At 67.5% G+C, this 22,393-nt stretch carries 17 protein-coding genes and 2 pseudogenes; 5 read left to right on the plus strand and 14 right to left on the minus strand.

The window, feature by feature from the left end:
• Positions 1-200: 200 nt before the first annotated feature.
• Together ACFY3N_RS14820 and ACFY3N_RS14825 are read right to left on the minus strand one after the other, a co-directional pair.
• Positions 201-602, minus strand: coding sequence for a DUF6281 family protein (locus ACFY3N_RS14820; protein WP_390817058.1), 402 nt, complete (start codon positions 600-602; stop codon positions 201-203).
• Between the two features lie 9 nt (positions 603-611).
• Positions 612-1,670 carry a peptidase M10 gene (locus ACFY3N_RS14825; RefSeq protein ID WP_390817059.1) on the minus strand — a complete coding sequence of 353 codons (1,059 nt, stop codon included), beginning with the start codon at positions 1,668-1,670 and terminating at the stop codon, positions 612-614.
• Positions 1,671-1,865: 195 nt separating this feature from the next.
• Between ACFY3N_RS14825 and ACFY3N_RS14830 the strand changes: the two are divergent.
• A pseudogene (locus ACFY3N_RS14830) lies at positions 1,866-2,147 on the plus strand (Scr1 family TA system antitoxin-like transcriptional regulator); the annotation flags it as partial.
• Positions 2,148-2,275: 128 nt separating this feature from the next.
• Here the strand turns inward: ACFY3N_RS14830 and ACFY3N_RS14835 are convergent.
• The 6 genes and pseudogenes from ACFY3N_RS14835 to ACFY3N_RS14860 all read right to left on the minus strand — a co-directional run bounded on the left by ACFY3N_RS14835 (position 2,276) and on the right by ACFY3N_RS14860 (position 5,246).
• The gene (locus ACFY3N_RS14835) at positions 2,276-3,154 is read right to left on the minus strand and encodes a hypothetical protein (protein WP_390817060.1); all 879 of its coding nucleotides are present in this window, start codon (positions 3,152-3,154) and stop codon (positions 2,276-2,278) included.
• Positions 3,155-3,286: 132 nt separating this feature from the next.
• On the minus strand, positions 3,287-3,469 hold the full coding sequence (locus ACFY3N_RS14840) for a DUF397 domain-containing protein (RefSeq protein ID WP_390817061.1): 183 nt from the start codon (positions 3,467-3,469) through the stop codon (positions 3,287-3,289).
• Positions 3,470-3,481: 12 nt separating this feature from the next.
• Entirely contained in the window at positions 3,482-4,078 is a 597-nt protein-coding gene (locus ACFY3N_RS14845) for a DUF5753 domain-containing protein (protein ID WP_390817062.1), read from the minus strand.
• 113 nt (positions 4,079-4,191) lie between these two features.
• Positions 4,192-4,335, minus strand: a pseudogene (locus tag ACFY3N_RS14850) (helix-turn-helix domain-containing protein); the annotation flags it as partial.
• 7 nt (positions 4,336-4,342) lie between these two features.
• Complete coding sequence (locus tag ACFY3N_RS14855) at positions 4,343-4,867, minus strand: DUF6879 family protein (RefSeq protein WP_390817063.1); 525 nt, start codon at positions 4,865-4,867, stop codon at positions 4,343-4,345.
• The gene (locus ACFY3N_RS14860; protein ID WP_390817064.1) at positions 4,827-5,246 is read right to left on the minus strand and encodes a hypothetical protein; all 420 of its coding nucleotides are present in this window, start codon (positions 5,244-5,246) and stop codon (positions 4,827-4,829) included. Before ACFY3N_RS14860 ends, ACFY3N_RS14855 begins: the two co-directional genes overlap by 41 nt.
• 197 nt (positions 5,247-5,443) lie before the next feature.
• Here ACFY3N_RS14860 and ACFY3N_RS14865 point away from each other — a divergent pair, with 197 nt between their 5' ends.
• Positions 5,444-6,661 (plus strand): radical SAM protein, encoded by a 1,218-nt coding sequence (locus ACFY3N_RS14865; protein ID WP_390817065.1) that lies wholly within the window; start codon positions 5,444-5,446, stop codon positions 6,659-6,661.
• Positions 6,662-6,672: 11 nt separating this feature from the next.
• A complete protein-coding gene (locus tag ACFY3N_RS14870; RefSeq protein WP_390817066.1) occupies positions 6,673-7,218 on the plus strand; it encodes a class IV adenylate cyclase in 546 nt (181 codons plus the stop codon).
• A gap of 131 nt (positions 7,219-7,349) precedes the next feature.
• Here ACFY3N_RS14870 and ACFY3N_RS14875 read toward each other — a convergent pair whose 3' ends face one another.
• Positions 7,350-7,553 (minus strand): DUF397 domain-containing protein, encoded by a 204-nt coding sequence (locus ACFY3N_RS14875; protein ID WP_390817067.1) that lies wholly within the window; start codon positions 7,551-7,553, stop codon positions 7,350-7,352.
• Positions 7,550-8,383 (minus strand): helix-turn-helix domain-containing protein, encoded by an 834-nt coding sequence (locus tag ACFY3N_RS14880; RefSeq protein WP_390817068.1) that lies wholly within the window; start codon positions 8,381-8,383, stop codon positions 7,550-7,552. The genes ACFY3N_RS14875 and ACFY3N_RS14880 overlap by 4 nt, the downstream gene beginning before the upstream one ends.
• A gap of 161 nt (positions 8,384-8,544) precedes the next feature.
• Between ACFY3N_RS14880 and ACFY3N_RS14885 the strand changes: the two genes are divergently transcribed.
• A complete protein-coding gene (locus tag ACFY3N_RS14885; protein WP_390817069.1) occupies positions 8,545-9,135 on the plus strand; it encodes an ATP-binding protein in 591 nt (196 codons plus the stop codon).
• On the opposite strand, the gene pglX is transcribed toward ACFY3N_RS14885, so the two are convergent.
• The gene (pglX, locus tag ACFY3N_RS14890; RefSeq protein ID WP_390817070.1) at positions 9,062-12,661 is read right to left on the minus strand and encodes a BREX-2 system adenine-specific DNA-methyltransferase PglX; all 3,600 of its coding nucleotides are present in this window, start codon (positions 12,659-12,661) and stop codon (positions 9,062-9,064) included. The two genes, ACFY3N_RS14885 and pglX, sit on opposite strands and share 74 nt — an antisense overlap.
• Positions 12,658-17,334 carry a BREX system serine/threonine kinase PglW gene (gene pglW, locus ACFY3N_RS14895; RefSeq protein ID WP_390817071.1) on the minus strand — a complete coding sequence of 1,559 codons (4,677 nt, stop codon included), beginning with the start codon at positions 17,332-17,334 and terminating at the stop codon, positions 12,658-12,660. The genes pglX and pglW overlap by 4 nt, the downstream gene beginning before the upstream one ends.
• A gap of 552 nt (positions 17,335-17,886) precedes the next feature.
• Between pglW and ACFY3N_RS14900 the strand changes: the two genes are divergently transcribed.
• On the plus strand, positions 17,887-18,015 hold the full coding sequence (locus ACFY3N_RS14900) for a DUF6408 family protein (RefSeq protein ID WP_222436418.1): 129 nt from the start codon (positions 17,887-17,889) through the stop codon (positions 18,013-18,015).
• Between the two features lie 54 nt (positions 18,016-18,069).
• Here the strand turns inward: ACFY3N_RS14900 and ACFY3N_RS14905 are convergent, their stop codons facing one another.
• Together ACFY3N_RS14905 and ACFY3N_RS14910 are read right to left on the minus strand one after the other, a co-directional pair.
• Positions 18,070-20,184, minus strand: a complete 2,115-nt coding sequence (locus ACFY3N_RS14905; protein WP_390817197.1) for a DUF2075 domain-containing protein — start codon at positions 20,182-20,184, stop codon at positions 18,070-18,072.
• A gap of 200 nt (positions 20,185-20,384) precedes the next feature.
• Positions 20,385-22,274, minus strand: a complete 1,890-nt coding sequence (locus ACFY3N_RS14910) for a DNA/RNA helicase domain-containing protein (RefSeq protein WP_390817072.1) — start codon at positions 22,272-22,274, stop codon at positions 20,385-20,387.
• Positions 22,275-22,393 lie beyond the last annotated feature (119 nt).

Here is a 22,393-nt window from a genome sequence, read left to right on the forward strand (position 1 = left end):
CCCACGCGCGGTTGTGACGGGCGCGAAGACATCCGAACAGATCTCGATCATGCGGGAGATCCTCGGTGAGTGCGGGTGAGAGGCATGCGCCGCAGAGCGGAAAGCCCCGGGGCACTCGCCCCGGGGCTTCACATCAACTCATCGGTCAGCGCGCGTCACGACAGATTCCGGCCGGGCGAAGCCCACGACCACACCCCACCTCACGATCCGTCGATCAGCTCTTGCACCTCGGAGGGGATCTTCTTGTCGGAGCGGAGGACCCTGAAGGCTTCCGCCTGTTCAGGAGACGGCCCGATCGCTATGGCCAGGTCCGGAGAGATGCCGCTCACCGCATAGGCGTTCTCCGAGGTCTCCGGCACTTCGGCGCCTTCGTCATTGGTGTCACGGCACGGCGGACTCGTGGCGGTACCGAGCTTCTGTCCGGCCTCGAACTCGACATTCGAGAGCCTTATGTACGTGCGACCTTCGTAGATGACGTCGCTCGCGCACACACTCTCACTGTTCGCGCCGGCACCTTCGGACCCCTTTGATCCACACCCGACCGCGGTGAACGCCACGGCTGCCAGTCCCACCGCAATCACACGTGATCCGACCCAGCTCACGGAGTCCTCCTAATAGATGCTGCGAAGCCCCATGACGTCGCCCTTACCGAGTGTCCTCTTCTTCACCTCGCAGCGGTCCGCCTTGGTGTACATGGTGAGATTCGAGTGCCCGGAACCCACGTGGCCCAGCCCGAAGACGTGACCGGCCTCGTGCGTGCCGGTGTTGAGTACATCGTGGTACCTGCCGTTGCAGGTGCTCGTCGGATTCCTCGTGAAGTCGAAGTCCGCGGTGTTGAACCTCACGTCCGCTTCCCGGAGGTCGTTCTTGCCGACCGGGTTGGGCCATGTCCACGCGCATGTCGAGGCGACGGCCCCGGCGGCCAGGTCACCGGCGTCCCACGTGCTCTTGCCGTCCCGGGCGGTGCACGTCCCCTTGGCGCTCACATCCGCTTCATACGTGGTCGTACCCGCGTAGTGACTCTTGGCGGGTACCTGGTCGGTCAGGCCACAGTTGTTGGTGCTGGCCGTGATCCGTCCGATCGAGCCTTCGAAGTACTCCAGCGCTTGGGAGCGTGTCATGCCTGCGGGGTAGGCCCCGTCCCCCAGGTACCAGTTGTAGATGCCGTACTCTTTCCGGTCCAGTGTCGAGTAGGCGCCGTCCTGACACTCGCCGGGGGAGCTCGCGGCGTCCACCTCGGCCACTTCGAGGCCGTCGGGTGCGGGCGGCTCGGACACCGGTGAGTCCGATTCCTCCGTCAGATCACCCGCCGTCAGCCGCGGGCTCACGACATCGGCACGGTCCTCGCCTGCGGTGGGCGACTCCGTGTTGGCCTCGGACAGGTCATAGGAGACCTTGCCGTCCGAGGTGACGATCAGCGTGAATCCGTGCTCCGTACCGTCTTCGGCCAGCATGTCGATGCTTACCGCGGTGTCGGCCTCCGGCATCTCTATTCCGGTGCCGTCATAGGTGACGACGAGACCCTCCACATCGCAGGTGTGCACGTTCAGACCAGTCGGCAATTCGTATACCGATAACTCATCCGTGGTCGGACATATCGGTATTGCGCTTGTGCCGGCCTGTGCGTTGCCCCCGGCGACAGCGAGCGATGCGGCCAACGCGAACGCCACGCCGGTTCTACCTACGAGTCCTGGACGGCGTCCAGCCACTCTCCCACCCCCTGTGATTCAGCCCCATTGCGCGGGACGGTAATCGAACAGACATTCTTACATCTGTGATCGGATCGTGAGAGGGTGTTTTCCGGCCAGTGATCCGGATTCACACAGGCATGCTTTCCTGCGTGACGAGCCGTCATTGTGCAGGAAGCCGGACAGGGCGACCGCCTCAACGGCGTGATCGGTATGGACACGGTCGAGCTGGGAGTCATCCCCTTCACGGCGTCCGTCAAGATCGTGCCCGCCAACGGCTTCTGGGCCCTCGACGACCGACTGGTCGTCGCCGAGGACTGGCACGTCGAGCTGTGGCTGGACGACGCCGACAACATCGCCTTGTACAAGAAGGTCTGGAAGACACTCAGCGAGTCGGCCGTGTACGGGGCCGATGCCCACAACCTCATCAACTCGGCCCGCCGGTCTCTGAAACCGCGGTGGTGGTGCTACGCCTGCCCGCGACGAGACACATCACGGGCAGGCATAGCACCGGCCAACCCGGACCCGCACCCTCAGCCGAAGACGGAAGGCCGCCCTCACGGGCAGCCAGGAGGGCACTCGCGGCGTCAGGGCCTGGGGTCCTCCAGCTTGACGGCAGTGGTGTCCGGGGCGTGCAGTTCAGCGTCTGCCGGGGCGAACGTCTCGTGGTCCTCCAGGACTTCGCCGTCCACGACATCCCCGTCCTCCGTCACCCGGTGCGACGGGTCGGCCAGGGGCAGGCCGGCGAGGTGCTTCTTGAGCCTCTTGGCCATCGGAAGGTAGGTCGAAAGAGTGAGTCCGCCGGAGACGACGGCCCCGACGACGGGGATGGCCTTGGAGACGCCCTTCGCGAAGGACTGCTTGGTCAGCTGAACGCCGAGGTAAGCCGCGGACTTCTTCACGATCGGGTAGATGACACCCTTGGTGAGCGCCTTCTGAGGCAGCTTCTTCGCGACCTGCTTCGACATCATCCCGGCGACCTTCCCCACGGCGGCGTTCGCCGACTGGGTGCCGAACATCACGCCGAAGAACAGCGTGAGCACCCCCTTGGTCGCGTCATCGACGTCATCGCCCTCACCGTCGAAGAGATCGGGCCAGCTGTAGAGATAGGCGAGCTTCTGCGCGATGCGCAGCATGTGGCCGACGTACTGGGCCAGGTCGGCGGGCACCGTGGCGGGAAGGGCGAGGATGCCGGGTAGCCCGGCAGCGGCCGAGAGGGCGCTGACCTTGGCGGTCTCGTAGCGGATGGAGTCGTTGGCGACCTTGTCGAGGACCTCGACGGTGATGCCCGCGGCAGCGGGAGTCTCTTCTATCGCGCGCCGGATCTCGTCCTCGGAGCAGTGCCGAGCCAGCGCACTGCGGAGGTACTCCTCCCTGTGGATCCGCACACCCGGAAACTTCGCCGCCGCCAGCAGCACCGTGAAGAAACGCGACTCGGGGTTCTCGACCTCTTTACCCTGCTTCATGGCAGGAACTTACAGTACCTCCGAGCTGCAAGGACCCGCTTGAATCAGCTCCGTTGAGACCTCGTTACGTGAGTGACGGTGGCGTGAGGGCCGGCTCGCTTCACGAGGTCGATCGCCACTCGGGAAGGGTCACTACGTCCGCTTGGCATGTTGGACGAAGATCGTCCAGGTGCCCCGCAGGACGGTCACGGTTCCCCGACTGCGTGCTTTCGTGTCCCGGACCATCACCTTGTTCGGATCGCTGTCGGCCAGTTCAACGCAGTTCTGTGTCTCGGTGTAGGAACTGGTTCGCCAGTTCGGGGTCACGGGCTGCATGGGGCCGCTCTCCTAGTCCGTAGGCATCTGGTCGAAGTGCTGAATCGCTGTGGAGATGAGGCCGCGGACGGCGGTGCCGTAGACCGCTGACTGTTTCAGGAGGGCGAACGCCTTGGTGTACAGCTCGATTTCTCGGGGCTGGGTGACGGAGAGCTCGGCCGAGTAGGTCTCGACGAGGACGAGTCGGCTGTCGAACATCGAGAACGCGTTGCCCGGCCAGATGAAGGTGGGGGCGGACTTGGGGACGATGCCCAGGCTGAGGCGGGGAAGTCTCATCACGGCCAGGAGACGGTCGAGTTGCCCCTTCATCACTTCCGAACCACCGACGTTGGTGTACAGGGCCTGTTCGCCGAGGAGGACGTTGAAGATGCGGTCGCCCCTGTACAGGTACTGCTGGCGCTCAAGTCGCTTGGCCACGGCCGCTTCGGCGTCATCGGGAATCTCGTAGTAGCTGATGCCCTGTCGGAGGACTTCGGCAGCGTACTCAGAAGTCTGGAGGGTTCCCCAGACGAGCGTGGGGTGCCAGATGCGGAAGACCTTGGTCCTGGCGTACACCGGGATCGCCTGGCGCTGTCGTTTCTCGACGCCGTCTGGAGTTGCCTTCGCCATTCGAGCCACAGCTCGTCGACATGGCGGACGATCGCGACCAGGTCACCCAACTGCTCGCCCCGGCCGGTCGTCTCGCACCAGACGCGCATGTCGTCCTCGCTGGGGCGCTGCTTGCCGTTCTCGATGCGGGAGACCTTCGACTCCTGCCACGAGGTGGCACGGGCGAATGCCCGGCCGCTGGTGAACCCGGCGTCCTTACGGAAGCCACGCAGCCGGGCACCGAGCGCCTGCAGCGCCTCTTCCACCTGCTTGCTCACGGGTCGGTCAGGGCTTGTACTCGGGATGGGGAATGGCGTCTGCCCACAGCAGGTCCCGCAGGCGCACGCACTCGGCCACGGTGTCGGGGTCCTCGACGATCTCCGACCCGAGCACTCTGCCGTCCGAGTCGAAGTGTCCGACTGCGAGGAGGCGGTTGTCGTACAGCCACCAGTCGTTTCCCTCCACGGGAAATGTGACGCCCTCGGGCAGGTGGTGTCGGGGCAGCCAGCGGATCTTCTCGCCGGCCTCCTCGTTGAGGCCGGTGGTGGCGTGCTCCCACTGGATGTAGGGGGTGTGGGGCTCGGTGACCACGCGGACGCGTCGGACTGTCTTCCCTTCCCCGGTGACGCGCCTGATGAGTTGCGTCCACGGTTCCATGTAGGAGTAGTCGACGCGCTCGCCGCGGAGCCAGCTCGTGAAGGGGCTGTCCTCGTCGGGGACGGAGTAGTCGTCCCTCAGCTCCAGATGGAACGCGTCCTGTGCGAAGCCTTCAAAGAGCTGGTTGCGCTCGGCGCTGGAGATCAGCTCCATGCGGTTCCTCCAGTAGGGCGGTGATCGCGGGCTTGGGGACCTCGACCACGGTCTCGTAGTCCGGAATCTCCATCTGGGCCAGGGCCTCGATGTCGGTGACCTCCCGGCCCTGGACGACGAACGTACCGCCCGGCGTGAGGATCATGATCGGGTCTTCGATGCGCCTGACCTCCCCGGCCGACAGGCCGTCCTTCACGAGGTGCTCGAACAGCTCTGTGGGGACCTCCACCGCCGTCTCCCCCTCAGGGATCTCAAGCTGCGTCAACAGGTCGTTCGCGAAGATCTTCCAGCCCTGGACAAGGTAGGTGTCCCGGTCTGTGGCGTACAGGGTCGGGCAGTCACCGACCGTGGAGTTCTTACCAAGGAACCTTAGCTTCATGGTCGTTCTCCTGTCTGCTGCCTTGCTCAGGTTTGCGCGACATGACGATGCTCTGCGGGCCGTTCCGGGCCGTCAATCGAGTTGCCGCAAACTCGCGCAATCTCCTGGGGACTTGAGTGACGACTGCTCTACGTTCGTCTCCGTACCCGAACAACCGGCGCAGCCGCCGCGCGTTCCGGTACCGAGGGAGACGCGCTGTGACCATCGTGACCGACAGACGCAGGGCTCCAGCCGTCGACAACCTGCCCCTCGACCCGCATCCGATCGCGGACAGCATCGACGCCACCCTGAGGACGGAGCCGTACATCGTGTTCAAGCACCGAGCATTGAGAAGCGTCGGCAACCAGGCTCTGGTCCGGGTCACGAAGGACCGCACACTCCGGGTCAAGGTCATCGATGCCTGCGGAATGACCTGCACCTTCTGCCACAACGAAGGCACACCCGTCAGCGGCGACAACCACGCTCGGACCGCCGGCGAATTCGGCGCTGTCGGCCGGTCGGGACGGGTCTCCCTCTACCTGGCGACCAACGGAGCGCGCTTCGTGGCAGCTCCCATGTTCCCTGATGACGCCTTCCGCGCCGCCTTGGCGAGGCTGCGTGACGCCCTGGGCTTCGAGGAGGTTCACCTCACGGGAGGGGAACCGACCCTGCACCCCAAGCTCGCGGCGATCGTCGCCGTGGCCAGGGAGGAGGGATACGAGGTGGGCGTCACCTCCAACGGTGAGAACGGCGCCGGAGTCCTCGCCGCGTGCGCGAAGGCGGGCCTGGGCCGCGTCAACTTCTCGATCTTCGGCACCACACCCGAGGAGCTGGCGCAGGTGCAGAACGTCCGGTTCCGGACGGCTTCCCTGGCAGCGCGGAAGATCGAGGCGCTGGAGCGATCGATCCAGGTGGCGACCGACGAGGGAGTCGGCGTGAGCGCGAACGTGGTCATCCCGGACCACAGCCACATCGAGCGCGTCCACCGGCTCCTGGACCGGTACTCTCCGCAGGTGTCGTTGAGGATCCTGTCGTCGCTGGCCGACGGGGACAAGTCACTGGACGCCATCGACGAGCTTCTCGGCGGCCTCGGCGCGGTGCCTCGGGAAGTCCACGTCATCGCTGGAAGCTCCGGATTCCGCATCTCCTACACCCTGCCCGGCGGACGCGTGATCAAGGTCAAGCACATTCGGCCCCTGCGCCTGCCCGAGACCTGCGCGAGCTGCCGCTTCAACAACACGACCGACTGCCATGAGGGTTACTACGGGGTCCGTCTCTACCGCGACCCCAGGGGAACCTTCCACGTAGGCGTCTGCATTCAGCGCATGGACCTCTGTCTGCCCATCGACGAGTTCCTGGACAGCGCCGTGTGCAGCGAGATCAGCACGATGCGCGAGCAGGAGTTCCACGCCCTGACCGCTCAGACCGTCACATGACAAGGAGAACCATGGCGCAGAACGAATACGAAGCGAAGTTCCTGGAGATCGACGTGGAGGCCACCCTCGACGCTCTGCGCACTGCCGGGGCGCAACAGGTCTTCCCCAGGACCATGTTCACGCGCCTGATCTTCGAGAACGACGCCGTGCAGGGCGAGCAGTGGCTGCGGTTGCGCGACGAGGGCGGCAGGACGACGCTCACTCTGAAGCAGGTCACCGACGCGACGCACATCCACGGGACCACCGAGATCGAGATCGAGGTCGACGACCTGGCCAAAACCGCGGAACTCCTCGCGGCGCTCGGCCTGCGGCAGGTCCGCTACCAGCAGAACTACCGCGAGGAATGGCACCTGGACGGTGTCACCTACGACTTCGACACCTGGCCGGACCTCCCCACCTTCCTGGAGATCGAAGGCTCTTCCGAGGCTGCCGTGAAGAAGGCGGTGGCAGGACTCGGCCTGGACTACGACCAGGCCCGCTTCGGCAGCATCGACCTGATCTACAAGAGCGAAGCTGGGCGTGACATCCTCGCGGAGCCCACGCTCCTCTTCGCCTGATCCGGCCGGCACCTCGGCGGTGTGCCCGCGGCAGTGGCCTGACTTCCGACATCACCGCTCAGAGCGGGTGGAGACTTTCACCTGCACACAGGGCCCTCGGCGGGCGAGTGCTCGCCGAGGGCCCTGTCCCGTCAGAGTGCCGCGAACTCGACGAACGCGGCCCACGCCGTGGGTTCTACGGCGAGTGCGGCGCGGGTGGTGTCCTTGGAGTCGCGGATGTGGACTCTGGCGGGGGCAGCGGCGACTTCAACGCACTGGCCGCCCTCGGCGCCGCTGTAGCTGCTCTTGACCCAGACAAGCGCAGGCTCGGGACCGCGCTTTGCTTCAGCGTTCATCTCTCTCCCAACAGCTTCTCGATGAAGGCCAGGGACTCACTCGGGGTGAGAGCCTGCGCTCGGATAATCCCATAGCGTGCGGACAGCGCCTGGACCGCATCTCGCTCCGTAACCAGTGTGCTCCGGCCTTGCGCCTCCATGTAACCGACCTGTTGCCCCTGCCTTGGAGTCAGCAAGGTGAACGCGCCATCCACACCAGCATTGTCCTGGCGGTCGAGCGGCATCATCTGAAGCTCGACGTTCCGCTTCTGTCCGAGCAAGAGCAGCTGCTCAAGCTGTCCACGCCATACCTGCTCACCACCGAGCGGTCGCCGTACAACCGGCTCCTCCATGACGAAGCTCAGCAACGGGGCGGGCCACCTGTCGAAGACCTTCTGTCGTGCGAGCCTCGCTGCAACGCGCTGCTCGATAGTCGCCTCATCCAGCAGTGGACGCCGCATCCCCAGCAGAGCCCGCGTGTACTCCTCTGTCTGCAACAGGCCGTTCACCACATGGGTGTCGTACACGAATAGCTCGACCGCCTCGGCCTCCAACTTGGCCGCATCCCGGAAGAACGCCGGATACTGAGCCCGAGCCACCTCCTCCTTGCTCGCGCTCAACACTCCACCCGCGCCCAACACTTCATCCGCCTGGTCGATGAACTTGGGCTGCGGAATACGTCTCGCCTGCTCGAACGACGCGATTGTCGAGGCCGAATACCCGGTCAGGGACCCGAGCCCCGCGCGGTCCAGGCCCGCCCGCTCCCGGAACAGCTTCAACTGCCGTCCGAACACGCACAGCATGCCCGTCCCGACCTCGTACTCCTCTGGCTGCTGAACCTCGTCGTCCACGCCGCAGCTCCTCTCGTACAACCGCCCAGTCGGCCAACTCGGGGCCTGGGAACCGGTCACGCCCAACACCAGGTACAAGCGCGCCGACCGCATGTACAGCCCGTACCCGTCAGTGCATCGCTCCTGGTCAACGCTACGCAGAGTCCGTGATCGTTGACCCTATGAAGTCGGAAACTCCCCCGAATGGGCATACGCCGCAGCAGCCCGCACCCGAACGCGAGTTCACCATGCGCTTCACCTCGACGTCGCGCGGTGCCCGCCTCGCCCGCCGACTCGTCTCGCATCGCCTGGACGACTGGGGGCACCCCTACACGACCCCGGTCAACGAGACGCTCACCCTCATCACGTCGGAACTCACTGCCAACGCCGTACGCCACGCCCACGTCCCCGGCCGGGACTTCCACGTCCAACTCACCCTGGCCGAGGACACCTTCCGCATCGAGGTGACCGACACCCACGACGAGAAGCGACCCCCGGCCAGTCCCCCGGCGACCGACTCGCTTTCCGAGTCCGGCCGGGGTCTGCTCCTCGTCGCCACCCTCGCGGACGACTGGGGCGTCAGCCCTCGCCGGGCCGCCCCGGGCAAGACCGTGTGGGCGGAGCTGCGCGTACGAACAAAGGGCCACCCGCTCACGCACCGGGTGGCCCCTGGACCGACGGATGTCGATCTACTCCTGGCTACTTCTTCGCTGCTGCGCGACGACCTCGGGTCGCGGCCGGAGGACGCCAGCCACGGAGGTCGTCGTCCGTGAGGCCGTGCTCGCCCTGCTTCTGCTGGCGGTAACCGGCGAAGAAGTCCGCCGGGGAGCCGCTGTAGAGCATATCGAACTCGTTGTGCCACTGGGACAGCCACGGCTGGAGTTCCAGCAGGCCGGCGAGGAACGGCGTGATCTCCTCGGTGGACAGCACGGTGTTGGTGAAGTACGTCGCCAGCGCCTGCGCCTGCTCCTTGTGGTCCCAGCCAGCCCAGCCGTACAGCTCGGGGGTGGCTGCGTTGGTCTGCCCGTAGGAGATGAACCGCTCCTTGGGCACGTCCAGCTTGCCGCGCGCCTTCCAGTAGGAGGGGCGCAGGAAGTCGGCCGAGGTGTACTTCGGCGGCACGGGGATGGAGTCGCGGATCTTCCGCTTGGCCAGCTCGTCGGGCGCGGCGTCCTCCTTGCGCTGAAGGTCCCACACCTCTTCCCAATCTGAGCGCTTCTTCATTCCGGAGGGCTTGTAACGCAGGGAGGAGAGGAACGGCACGTGCTCCTCGACGACCAGCTCGAAGACGGCCTTCGCAAGTTCCTTGCGAGGCGCGTAGAGCTTGGCGACAGATACGAAGTCCTCGTCACGGGAGAGGGCGTCGATGAGGCGGGCCAGGGTAAGGATGGTTGGCTGACCGTTCTCGTCGAACCAGTGGTCGCGATTCTCCATCCGGTCGAGCAGCCAGGACCGCAGCGCCTTCTCCTGAAGGACGTCCCAGCCCTCGGTGGCCCAGCGCCGCTTGTACTCGGGGCGCTCAACCATGCCGATGGCCCGGTTCGACTCGATGGCGTCGATCCGTTTCTGAACGACCTTGCGGTAGGGAGCGGGCCAGTGGGCGGGGATCTCCGTGATGCGCGTGGAGTTGTGCCGCTTGAACCACTCATCACTGGCCTCGCCCGCAGCCACACGGCGGGCGAGCACGATCTCGAAGGCGCGTTCACCAAGGGCGAGTTCGGGGATATTGGGATCCTCGGGGTCCTCGGAGACGCGAAGATCTTCGGAGTGGAGGTCGTAGAGGGAGTAGACCTGCCAGTCTAGCTCCTCTTGGAGGGCGATCATTCGGGCGCGGGTGGACTCCCAGACCCTACGAGCCTCGCGAAGAGTGACGGCACTGGGCGTAGATTCTGCGGCCACCGCAAAGGGCGTGGTAGCGCTCAGTTGCTGGGCACCCATATCGAGTACAGCAGCAAGGCTCGTGGGGCGGGCGGCAGGAAGCGGGAAACCCTTCAGCGGAGTGCTGTTGAACTGGTAGAAGTCGTCAAAGGGAACTGTACTTTGGCGAGCACCTTTTGAGTCGACCGTGCTGCCCATATTGTGACTCACCTGCTTCATCCAGAAACAGGACGATGAACTATTCAATAGCCCCAAAAGGGCGTGGTGATCGGCTTCTGAGGATCCAGGGGGAAGCTTGATCACGGGGGCTGAACGACTGAACACTTTCCCTCCACGATCAAGAACGAAATGATTATGGGTAGCGACGAAGGCGTAGCCGATAGACAGTGGAACCCTGTAACGCTCCCTGAAAAACATGGAGTATTCGAACCATTTCAGGTCACGCTCCAGCTGAGACTTCCCGAAAGCGACACGACTTTGAAGGAGAACCCGATAAGGCCACAGGAACTTAACATCGCAGTCCGACGCGTCTGCAGATAGATCCAATTCGCTATACGGCCATACGGCCATACCGGGATCTTGCAGGGAATAGTCTCGAACCTCAGTGCCCTCCACCAAAAGTCGCTGGTGGGATTTCTCGATACGGTGACGACGCAAAGCTCCGGCACCCACCATGTACGCATGATCCTCACGAGTCACCGCGCCCGCGCCGATGTCATCCATATAAGCGTCGAGGGTGGATTTTGCCGCTTTCTCGAGCGATTCCACCATCTCCACGCCCCCCGCAGCCATCATCCATGGATGCCTTGCAAAGTAGCGATCACGCTCCAAATCATCAACCATGACCCAGGAACTCACAGTACCCGGTTGATCAATTTGCTTAATGATCGCTTCCCACACCAGGCCAAGGCGCCCGGCCTTAGGTGCACCTGGCTCACCCTGGACACCTCGAACGGTACGAATTGTTCGCGACCGCAGCGCGCCAGAGACCGGCCTGCCAACCAAGATCACGGTAGGCGTCCCATGGCCAGGGATATATGCACCCGAAGTGTCAATGATTTCCGTCAATTCGACCCTGTGAGCGAAATACTCCTCAATCAGTTTGGCACCGAACTCTCGCTTCATGAAGGAACTTGCAGTGATCTGACCGACCAGACCGCATCCGTGCCCCTGCTCATCGCCTCGCCGCGCCAGCTCAAAAAAACGCTGAGCAAACGGGACCGACAGGGCATAGGCGCCCGCACAAGCGTCATACAGCTCTCGATAAAGAGAATTGAGCCCTTTATCCTTTACCGTAATATATGGCGGGTTACCGACCACCACGTGGTATCGCCCTTGCTGAAGGATCTCCGGGTAAGCCTGCACATCCTCCGTAGCATAAACGAACTCAGCTAGCTCATCCTCGCTATCAAAGAGACCCAATTGCCGCGCCTTGATAAGCGAGTCCCCTACCGCAAGATTGATTGGCCACTCGTATTTCGACGCTTGAGTCAAGGACCGGACGTCGCTCGCCGCCATAGCCGCAACCAACAACCGGAACCGCGCAATAGCCACCGCGAACGGATTGACGTCCACCCCGTGCACCGAGTTCAGCGCCGCCCGCACCCGCTCGTGCACATCGTGCCCGGGCTGCCCTTCAGCCCAAAGCCGCACCAACCGCCGAAACGCCCCCAACACAAAGTGCCCCGACCCGCACGTAGGGTCGATCATCTTCAGTTCCTCGTACCCGAACTCCCGCACCGCAGGATTCATCGTCCGGTCAAGGATGAACTCCTCCACGAACTCCGGTGTCTGGAGCAGCGCGTACGTCTTCCGTGCGGCCTCGCTCAGGTCCTGGTACAGATCACCCAGGAAGCGCGTGTCCCAGCCCTCGGTCCCGTCTCCGTTCAGCGGGTCGGTGAAGTCGTGGACGAGGACGCCCGCCTCGTCGCGCCCCCGCCAGAACTCGACCAGCTCGCGCGCACCGTCATGCGACAGCGGGATCTGGTACAGCGGGTTGTGCCGCTTGTCGAAGAGGAGGCGGCCCGCCTGCCCCTGCCCCAGCTCGTCGAACGCCTTCTCCAGCCACCCCCGGTACGTCGGATCCTCGTCCGACTCCACGTACGCGTCGTAGCGCGCCTCCGCCAGCTCGCGCCGATCCCCGTCCGGCCCCGTCAGGTACGGCTCCGGGATCAGCCGGTTGTCCTCACAGAACCGCACGAACACAGTCCCCAGTACCCACGCCACCGCGACCTGCGTGACCCGCTCGTCCAGCCACGAGTTCCACGTCGCCGCCGTACGCCCCAGCTTGCGCGCCTGGTCGTACTCGGCCCGCAGCCGCGCACCGACCTCACCGAGCGCCCTCACCTGCTTGCCGAGGTCGGCCTCGACCGCCTTGACCTGCTGCTTCAGGTCGTCCAACAGAGCCTTGCGGTCGATCACTTCGCGTCTCCCTCGACACCACTTGCCACAACCTCGCCGGACCCGCGATGGCGGTTGCCCACCCACGTGTCCGGAAGCTGGATCCACTCCCCCAGGCCGGCCTGGTACGGCACGGCCACCTGCCCGAGCCGGGGCTCGCGCGAGGGGTCGTTCTGCGGGGCCAGGAGCCACAGCCCCCGCCCGCCCCGCCGGGCCGCCGACGCCAGCCGGTCCAGGACGCCCATCGCGTCGTACCGGGCGAACACCCCGGCTTCCGTCAGCAGGACGGGACCCGCACCGCCGCCGCCGTCGCCCAGCAGCTCGGCGATCCGGGGCTCGACCGAGCCCCACGCCGTGCGCGCGTACTCCGCGAACCGCACCGCGCCCTTCGAGCCCGGCTCGGCGGCGTCCGCCTTGAGCAGGGTCTCCCAGGTCGGCTTGGTGCCCGGAGTGACCTGCCCGTGCAGGGCCTCCAGGAACAGCTCGGTCACCGACACCGCCTGCGCGCCCAGCCGTTCGGCGCCCAGTTCCCGTACCGCGTCCCGTACGAGCTGCTGCCGTACGGTCAGCACCCGGTACCCGTCCCGGCGGGCCGAGGCCAGCAGCCGTTCCTCCGCGCGGACCGCGCCCGCGAGCTGCGGGTCGTCCGCGTACCGCGTCACCGTGCCCGTGCGCGTCGACTGCCGCCACGCGCCCGTCGTGAGGTAGCTGGAGGCGTCCTCCACCCGCGTCGGCAGGTAGCGCAGCGTGCCCGTGTCCTCGCGCATGCTCAGCGACAGCTCGAAGCCCGCGTCGCGCAGTGCCTTGGTGAGCGGGCCGCCGGTCGGCAGTTCGTGGGTCGTGCCGCCGCGCCCGTCCGGGACGCCCAGCTCGGGGAAGCGGGCACGCACCCGCTCGTGCACGTCCTCGCCGGTCAGGCCGGGCTGCCGCCCCTCCGGGACGCCCGGGATCCAGCGGACGAGCCCGGCCTGCGTGAGGCGCAGCGCCCGGACGAGCGACAGGTCGCGCGGGTAGATCTCCAGGCGCGGGGTGGCGGCGGCGTTCACGGACGCGGCGGCGGCCAGTTCCACCATGCGCCGCTCGTCCCAGTCGACGGCGCCGGGTGGGACCGTCAGTGCGCCCAGTTCGGCCAGGACGGTCGCGGCCGTCGGCAGGGTGTCCAGCTCGGCCAGCCGGCCGGCCGTCCTGCCGAGGCGCATCGCGTAGTCGAGCAGGCCGGGCGCGGTCGGGGTGTCCGGGGCGTCGTTCTCGCGCACGTCGAGGGCGAGCAGGCCGGCGCCCAGGGACTCGTCGGTCGCCTTTCGGTTCGGCTGGTGCTGGAACTCGGCCTCCTGCGGCACCAGTTGCTCGACCTCGACGACGGCCCGTACCGCCGCCAGGGCCATCGCGCGCCGCTGCTCGCGCCCGGCGAGGTGCGTGCCGCGGCGGACCGCGAGGGCGTCGGCGATCTCCACGGCGGAGGCGACGCGCCCCATGCTCTCCAGCAGGTCGATGATCTCGTCCCGCAGTGCCTGGACGGCGGGCTCCGCCTTCCAGCGCTTGCGCTCCTCCTTGAGCATCTGCGGGATGCGGCCGTGACTGAGGCCGAGCGCGTCGGCGACGTCCTTCTGCTTCGGCCAGACGCCGATGTCGGGCAGGACGCCGCGCTCGTCGGGCAGGCGCAGCAGCAGCCGCACCATCTCCGCCTTGTTGCGGTTGGATCCGTTGTTGTTGACGGCCGGCACGAGGACGGTGGCGAGGGTGTCGAGGCTGACCGAACGCAGGGTGCGGGCGGACAGCGTGCCCGCCGACTCGCCCGTCGCGAGCTGTCCGACGAGCGCGGACTCGGCGGCGGTGAGCTGCTCCAGCTCCTCCTTCGCCTCCGCCCGCCCCTTCGGCGTGAGCGGGGAGACGGGCGCCTCGCGCAGCCGCTCGCCCCATTCCCGCTGCCGCTGCTGGACCTCGTTGCGGGTCTTGGCGCCGAGGCCGGGGGCGTTGACGAGCTTGCGGCGGCTGTAGTCGAGGAGTTCGCCGACCGTCGTCAGGCCCAGGCCGTAGAGGAAGGACTGGGCGGCGGGCGTGAGACCGGAGACGGTCAGCGGGGTGTCGAGGACGGCCTCGGCGGCGAGGCGGTCGCGCTGCTGCTCGGCGGTCTCCGGCTCGGCGTCCGCGATCGCCGCCGCGGCGGCGCCCTCGGCGGGTGCGGTCCCGTCGGCGGGGGCCGCGGGGCGGGTGCGGTGGCTGGAGGGGACGGTCTGCGAGGCGTCGAGGAAGACCTTGCGCCAGGCGTCCCGCATCGGCTTCAGCTCGGGGAACCGCTTGCCCGCGTCGCGATGCAGGGCCTTCTGGAAGAAGGCGACGAGCCCGTCCCGCACGGCCGGGTCGAAGGCCTCGGCCGCGATGGTCGGGTGCGGCCACTCCTTCTGGTCGGTCATGCGGGGCAGGACGCTGCCGTCGCCCCACTTGGGCAGCTCGCCGGAGGCCATCTGGTGCAGGGTGACGGCGACGGCGTACCGCTCGGCGTGCGAGTCGTAGGAGCCGCGTGTGATGACGTCGACGAAGGGGTCGAGGTAGCCGTCGGTGCCCGCGTCGGTGCTCTTGGCCGGGTAGCCGGCCAGCGAGAAGTCGATGAGGACCAGTTCGCGGGTGCGGTTGGGTCGGACGCGGACGGCGATGTTGTCGGGCTTGATGTCGCGGTGCCAGACGCCCTCGCCCTCCAGGAAGTCGACGGCGCCGAAGAGGTAGTCGCCGTACGCCTCCAGCTGGTCGACCGGGAGGCGGCCGTGCTCGCGGAGCTGGCGGGCGACGGTCTCCTCGCGGCGGCGCGGGCGGTTCGCGCCCTCGGCGCCCTGGGCGTCGTCGTCGCGCTCGTCGCCGACGTACTCCAACGCCAGGACGGTGCGGCCTGCGATGAGCAGCGGCTCGGGCTCGACGAGGCGGATGATGCCGGAGTGGGGGCGCAGGCGGCCCATGGCCTCGGCCTCACGGACGAGGATCTCGCCGCGGCTGTCGGAGAGGGCGGCCTTCAGCACGGCCAGCGGGCGCGTCCTGCGGTTCTCCGCCTCCAGGTCGCGGACGAGGAAGGCGCGGCTGGTGGAGCCGGTGCCGAGACGGCGGCGGACCTCCCACCGGCCGGCGAGCACGTCGCCGGCGACGGCCTCCAGCGGGTCCTTGTCGGTGCCCGCCCCGGTCTCGTCCTCGGCGTGCCCGTCGAGGGCGGCGGCGGGGGCGGTGAGGGAGTCCTCGACGACCTCCAGCAACTCCAGGAACTCGTCGACGCTGGAGAGGCGCTGGCCGGGGCGGTAGGCGGTGGCGGCCTGCACCAGCTCGTCCACGTCCTCGGAGAGGCCGTCCACCAGGGAGCTGGGACGCAGGCCCTCGCCCGCCTCCAGGCGGGCCAGCAGTTCGGCCTGGCTGGCGGCGGGAGCCTTGCCGGTGACCAGCAGGTAGGTGAGGACGCCGAGCCCGTACACGTCGAGGTAGACCGGGTCGGGGTTGAGGGCGGTGAGTTCCGGCGCGAGGTAGGCGTCGGCGTCGTCGGACAGGTGCATGGCGGACAGGGCGGTCGGCGCGAACCTGGTCATGCCCTGGCCCTGGGAGGAGTCGCCGCTGCGCTGGGTGGCGATCTGCCAGTCGGAGATCTGCAGCTGCGGGGTGAGCCAGGCGGCCTCCTCCCCGACGGCCTGCCCCTTGCGGCCGCGTGGGCGGGGGACGACGTGGACGGAGCGGGCGGCGAGCGCGCGGTGGTGGATGCGGCTGGCGTGCGCGGAGCGCATCGTCTCGGCGAGCTGGCGCACCAGCGCCATCCGGCCGAGGATGTCCAGCTTCTCGCCGTACTGGACCAGGTACTCGTCCAGCTTCAGGGTGTCCGGGTGGTAGTCGAAGATCAGCGCGGGGCCGGCGGCGTGCCCGGAGGGGAAGTACTGCTTGAGCTGGACGACGCCCGGGTGCTTGAACCGGCCCAGCACCGCGGCCTCGCGCCGGGCGGCGTTCTCCACGGACTGGCGCAGGGAGGCGTCGGAGCCGCGCTCGCTGAGGTAGATCCGCACGCGGGCGGCCTCGGGCAGGTCGCTGTGGCGGGCGAGGTAGTCCGCCCAGGTCTGCCCGGACTCGAAGGACTTCCGCTCCAGCTCGTACGGGCCGACCTTGTACTGGGCGTCGCTCTTGCGGATGCCGATGTTCGCCAGGGCCGCCGCGACTTCGCGCGAGCCGATCGCGGTGATGCGGCGCCGCTCGTCGCGCGCGGGCTGCTTGAGCATGTCGACCAGTTCGTCGACGGTGTAGACGCCGTTCTGGTCGTGGGCGGGCAGCCGGACGCGCAGGCTGTTGTCGGTGAAGCAGACGGCCTCGGCGACCCAGACCCGCCTGGCGCCGGTCTGGGCGAGCAGGCCGGCCAGCTCCTTGGCCTTGCGGTTGACCAGGTGCAGCGGGTTGCCGTGCGTACGGCGGTAGCCGCCGGGCGTGGTCTGCACCCAGGTGCCGTTCTCGGAGGTGACCGAGCCGTGCCAGTCCTTCAGCTCGATCATGCACAGGCCGCCGGGGGCGACGACCAGCAGGTCGACCTCGCGGACGTGGCCGGTGTTCGCGGTGAAGGTGAAGTTCGACCAGGCACGCCAGGGGTCGGAGTCCGGCAGCTTCTCCCGGATCGCCTCCAGGCCGCGGCGTTCGTGCTCGAACTCGGACTCGGTGACCGTGACCCACCGGCCTTCCCGCATGCCTGTTCCCCACTCCTCGTGTCCCTCAAGGACCGCCGTTCCCCATGGTCAGACCCTCGCTGCGCATCCTAGTGGTTGCATGTGACATGAGAAGAGGCGGTGAAGGACGGGACTATAGGACATACGCCCGCACGCTCGGAATCAGGTGTGCGGAACCACGCGACCGACGATGAGGCAGGCCGGCCCTTTTCCTCCACCCTCACGAAAATCACCTCCACCCCGAAAAAGGTGACGCGTCCGACTCCTCCCCCTGCCTGGAGCCACACTGCGACAGGCTTCGCAGGCACGTGACTTCCCCACCGCCTTCGCCCGCGGGTCCACTCGGAAGCCGGGCCGCCCGACATCGGCCGAAAAGAAACCATGTGAACCCACCGCTGCACTAGCGTGGTGGTCCGCTGCGCACCTTCCCGGAGGGTACGTCGGCGGTGTTCAGGTGCCGGTCCCCGGCCGTGACTGACGAGTGGTTTCCGCTGCGTGTCGCACGCGGCGTGACTGCGGATGCCCGGAAGGGCGGTCCCGCCATTCCCAGCTCACGCCAAGGAGTGGACATCCATGAACCCCGTTGAGTACAAGCCTGCACGTCGTCACCGGCTTCGCGAGATCCTGGTCGACGTCGCCGCGGGGGTCGTCACCCAGCTCGTGGTGACGGCCCTGGTGGCGGCAGCGCGCCTGTTCCTCTGAGCAGGCCTGTGGCGGGCCCGGAGAGCCCGCCACTCCGCATGCAGGCGGTGCGCGTCAGAACAGGTACAGGTCGGACGGGTGCGGGCCCGTGCTCTGACGCTTCCGGCGGGAGCGCCGCCCTCGGCGCGGCCGGGGCAGGTGCGGCACGCGTGCCTCCTCCGGGAGGTTCTCCCACGTGGGCCGCAGCCCGTGGACCTGGACCTCGCCGACCATGTCCTTCAGGTAGTTCCGGGTCTCCTCGTCCGTGGAGTAGAGCACCGTCGCCCGGCTCGCCCGGGTCATCAGCACGTGGTAGGCGTGGCGGACCAGCCGGGAGAACTCCTCCTCGTCGACGCTGCCCGCCTTCACCTTGGGGTCGAACGAGCCCGGAACGGCGACGCGCTTGACGCCGGTCTCCGGATCCTTCCGCTCCTTGCCCCGGCGGAAGACCCACCGGCCGTCCCGGCGCACCATGTCCTCCCCCATGATCACGCCGCACCAGTCCCACTCGAGACCCTGGGCCGTGTACACGCAGCCGATCTGATCAAGCCCTTTCTCGTGCACGGCCCAGATCCTGCACGGCGGTGCCCCGTCCTCGCAGAAGGCGGCGCTGTCCGCGTTCCAGGGCCTGTGCCAGTCACCGATCCGCACGTCGGCCTCCAGCCGTCTCTCCTTGCCGATCGGCTTCGTCCACGGCCAGCAGTATCCCGCGACGAGGCGGGCGGACGCTCCGGCGAGCGCCTCGGTGCGGATGATCCGTTCGAGTTCCTCCGGGCTGTCCGCCACCTCGACGTGCATCAGGCCGTCCGGCGTCCACTGCTCCGGCTCCCCGTCCGTCACCCCGAGCACGGCCCGCACCCAGCGGATGTAGGCGTCGCTGCCGCCGCAGCGGAACTGTTCCCGAAGCCGATAACGGACGAGACTGGCGTCGTACCGTTGCGCCGCGTCCCTGATCAGTTCGACGGTGCCGACCTCGTGCGGTCGCACGGTCTGGCCCTCGTCGAGGAAGAACACCGTCAGACGGGACGCGTCGAGGAGTTCGTCGACCTGGGGCTTGGTGCCCTGGTGTTCGGGCTTCCAGAAGCGGTTGGTCGAGCGTTCCCGCAGGCGGTGCGCCTCGTCGCAGATCAGCACGTCCAGGGGCGGTTCCGGCGGGGTGACGAAGTTGCTGAAGTAGGTGAAGCTCTCCCTGAACTCCCGGTCCCCGTAGCCGACGTGCTCCTGGATCGCGCCGTTGAAGGCCCTGCTGCCGCTGGCGTACTTGACCGTGTGGCCGCCCGCCTCCAGCTCCGCCTTGATCTGGAGGCCGATGGCGCTCTTCCCCGTACCGGCACCGCCGGTGACCAGGAAGACCACGCGCCGCTCGTCCGGCAGGAGGGCGGGGCGCCGCGGGTCCGGGAGGACCTTGGCCGCGGTGTCCAGGATCTGGTCGGCGACCTTCTTCTGCCGGCCGCGCAGGGTGAAGACCGTGTCCTCACCGCGGGAGCGGATCATGGCGTCGAGCAGGGGTGTGTTGCGTAAGCCCATGTTCTGCAGCAGTATCTCGGCCGCGGAGGCGCCCCCTGCGTCGGCGAAGTGCCTGCGGAGGTCGGAGAGCAACTGCTCGCGCCGGTCGTTCGTGTAGACGACGGCGTAGGCGCCGGTCGGGGCGTCCACGTCGACCAGGGGCCGGACGGAGGCGGCGGTGGCGTTGTGCAGGTAGGCGAACCCGCCGCATTCGAAGTCCAGTCCGTGCAGCGGTCCCCTGCCGCCCGTGAACGCCTCGTAGTACTCGCGCAACTGCAGGGCGGGGTGCTTCTTCCTGCCCATCCCCGGTACGTGGACCAGTTCCGCCGTGGCTCGCTCCACCCTGGTCACCGTCGACCAGCGCTTCAGCTCGACCAGTTGGACGGACAGCCGCCTGTCGTCGGGATGATGGCCCACGAGGACGACATCGATGAGCCTGGGGTCGCCGGGGCGGTCGGCCTCGTCGAGGGTGGCGGCACACTCGACGATCATCTCCACGTTCCCACGGCCGGCGGCGACCAGGTCCTCCGCGAGGTGGACGAGGCTCTCGGCCCACGCGGACCGTTCCGACAGCGATGCGTCGGCGCCTCGGAAGTGCCGCCATCGGGCGGCCAGGTGCGGCACCATACGGCGCCTCGAGTTCAAGGTCAGCAGATCCTGTGCTGCCAGCCGCAGCAGGAGCATGGACACGAGGTGGGTCCCCCAGAGCACGAGTGATCGTGCGGGTGGGGGCATGTCCTCGTGAGGAAGCCCGTCGGGCCGCAATCAGTACTCGGGATCTTAGGGAGACCAGCCGTCCTACGGACGACGATGCGGCCGTGGCCGACGCGAAGCGTAGCCATCATGGCCGGATCGTGTGCTCCGTGGCGTAGACGGGCCTCGGGTCACACCGTGGAAACTCGCTGATCCAGTCGTCCGCCCGCCAACTCCCTGAGTTTTTCCCGCGTCTCCGGGTCCGTCGAGTACACGACCGTGCCGACCATGCCCCGCGTCAGCAGCACCTTGTAGGTGTTGCGGATCAGTCGGTCCACGTCGGCGTCCGGGGTGGACTTCTTGAAGACCGGGTCCTTCGAGGCGGTGCGGTCCGTGACCCAGCGGTCGCCGCGCCACAGCAGGTCGGGGCCGATGATGACGCCGGACCAGTCGTACTCGAAGCCCTGGGCGGTGTAGACACAGCCGACCTGACCGAAGCCGGCCGGGTCGGTGGCCCACAGGGCGGCCGGGGGCGCACCCGAGACCGAGCGTTCGCCCCGCAGGTTCCACGGGCGGGCCCAGTCGCCGATGACGACGTCCAGCGAAAGCGGATGGCCCGGCTTGGGCTCGGGGGACCAGCGCCAGCAGTAGCCGGCGGACATGCGGGCGCCGTAACCCTGTGCCCGGCGGGACTCGAGGAAGGCCTCCATCTCCTGCGGGCTGTCGGCTACCAGCAGGTGCATGCGGTCGTCGGGTTCCCAGACGACCGGGCCGCCGGGTTCGAGGCCGAGGAGCCGGACGACCCAGCGCAGGTAGGCGTCGCTGCCGCCGCAGCGGAACTGGCTCTCCAGCGGGACGACGTGACAGGGGATGTCCCGTCTGGCCGCCGCCGCCTTGATGTCGGCCACGGTGCCCATCTCACCCGGCCGCACCACCTGGTGCTCGTCGAGGAGGAAGACGGGCACGTGGGCGACGTCGATCAGTTCGTCGATCTGGGCCTTGCCGGTCCGGTGCTCGGCACGCGTGTAGCGGTTGGCCGATGTCTCCCGGATGCGGTGGGCCTCGTCACAGATCAGCACGTCCAGGCTGTTCGCCTCGGCGGTCATGAAGCTGTTGAAGTACTTGAACAGGTCCTGCACCTCCCGCTTGCGGGAGCCGGCGGCCTTCCGCATCGTCTTGGTGAACGACTGGGAACCGGTGGCGTGCAGGGCCGGCATCCCACGCCGGTACAGCTCACCGAGCAGTTGGAGGGCGATCACGCTCTTGCCGGTGCCGGGGCCGCCGGTGACGACGACGATCTCCTTCCGGTCCGCCCGCTTGGCCTTCTCCACCGCGTTGAGCACCATGCGGTAGGCGACCTGCTGCTCGTCGAGCAGCACGAACTGCTGGCGTTCGCGCACCTCCACGGCGGCCACGGACATGAGCTGCTTCGACGGCACCGTGACACCCGAGAGCAGTTCGTCCGCCGCCCGGACACCGGAATGCCTGTCGCTCAGCTTCGAACGGAGGTGGTCGAGGAATTCGCCGCGGCGCTGCCCCGTGAACAGCAGTCCGCGATCGTCGCGCTCGATCTCCCGCAGACCGGCCACGCCGAACTCCGTGGCGTTGTGCAGGAACGCCACCCCACTGACCCGGTGCCCGTGCTCGGCCACCGCTCCGTTGAAGTTCACCAGGTAGTCGCAGTAGCGGCGCACCTGCTCGATGGGGTTGAGGACGGGGTGGGTGTAGCGCTCGACGTGACACAGGGTGGGATCGTCCTCGTGGGGCAGGACCTCGCTCCACTGTTTCAGCTCCACCACGACGTACGACGGCTCCCCGGTGGAGGGGTGCACGCCCGCGAGGACGACGTCGGCACGCTTGCTGTTCAGCGGGAGGGCGTACTCCAGCATCATCTCCACATCGCCCAGACCGGCATCGTTGAGCGCGGCGGCCAGGACGGGAATGCTGCGCTCCCAGGAGCGCGCCTCCGAGGTACCGGGCCGGTAGCCGTGCATGTGGACGAACTGGTCGGTGAGGTGCAGGAACAGCGAACCGTCGAACGCCATGACGGCGACCGTTTTCGCGGACGCGCGGAACAGCAAGGACTTCCCCCAGGCAGCACGAAGTACTCGTGCGGGTGGGGGCGTGTCCTTCGAAACTCCACCGGGGTGGAGCGGAAGCCCGTCGGGCCGCGTTGACGTTGGCTCCGAGGTTACCTGGC

It is taken from the genome of Streptomyces sp. NPDC000348, assembly GCF_042898795.1.
GTDB lineage: Bacteria > Actinomycetota > Actinomycetes > Streptomycetales > Streptomycetaceae > Streptomyces.

Excerpts from the sequence above, each read along its gene's own strand:
- ACFY3N_RS14875 (WP_390817067.1), bottom strand. The coding sequence starts at position 7,553 with ATGAACGCTGAAGCAAAGCGCGGTCCCGAGCCTGCGCTTGTCTGGGTC.
- ACFY3N_RS14845 (WP_390817062.1), bottom strand. The coding sequence starts at position 4,078 with ATGGCGAAGGCAACTCCAGACGGCGTCGAGAAACGACAGCGCCAGGCG.
- pglW (WP_390817071.1), bottom strand. The coding sequence starts at position 17,334 with ATGCGGGAAGGCCGGTGGGTCACGGTCACCGAGTCCGAGTTCGAGCAC.
- ACFY3N_RS14860 (WP_390817064.1), bottom strand. The coding sequence starts at position 5,246 with ATGAAGCTAAGGTTCCTTGGTAAGAACTCCACGGTCGGTGACTGCCCG.
- ACFY3N_RS14885 (WP_390817069.1), top strand. The coding sequence starts at position 8,545 with ATGAAGTCGGAAACTCCCCCGAATGGGCATACGCCGCAGCAGCCCGCA.
- ACFY3N_RS14900 (WP_222436418.1), top strand. The coding sequence starts at position 17,887 with ATGAACCCCGTTGAGTACAAGCCTGCACGTCGTCACCGGCTTCGCGAG.
- ACFY3N_RS14840 (WP_390817061.1), bottom strand. The coding sequence starts at position 3,469 with ATGCAGCCCGTGACCCCGAACTGGCGAACCAGTTCCTACACCGAGACA.
- ACFY3N_RS14905 (WP_390817197.1), bottom strand. The coding sequence starts at position 20,184 with ATGCTCCTGCTGCGGCTGGCAGCACAGGATCTGCTGACCTTGAACTCG.
- ACFY3N_RS14835 (WP_390817060.1), bottom strand. The coding sequence starts at position 3,154 with ATGAAGCAGGGTAAAGAGGTCGAGAACCCCGAGTCGCGTTTCTTCACG.
- ACFY3N_RS14870 (WP_390817066.1), top strand. The coding sequence starts at position 6,673 with ATGGCGCAGAACGAATACGAAGCGAAGTTCCTGGAGATCGACGTGGAG.
- ACFY3N_RS14855 (WP_390817063.1), bottom strand. The coding sequence starts at position 4,867 with ATGGAGCTGATCTCCAGCGCCGAGCGCAACCAGCTCTTTGAAGGCTTC.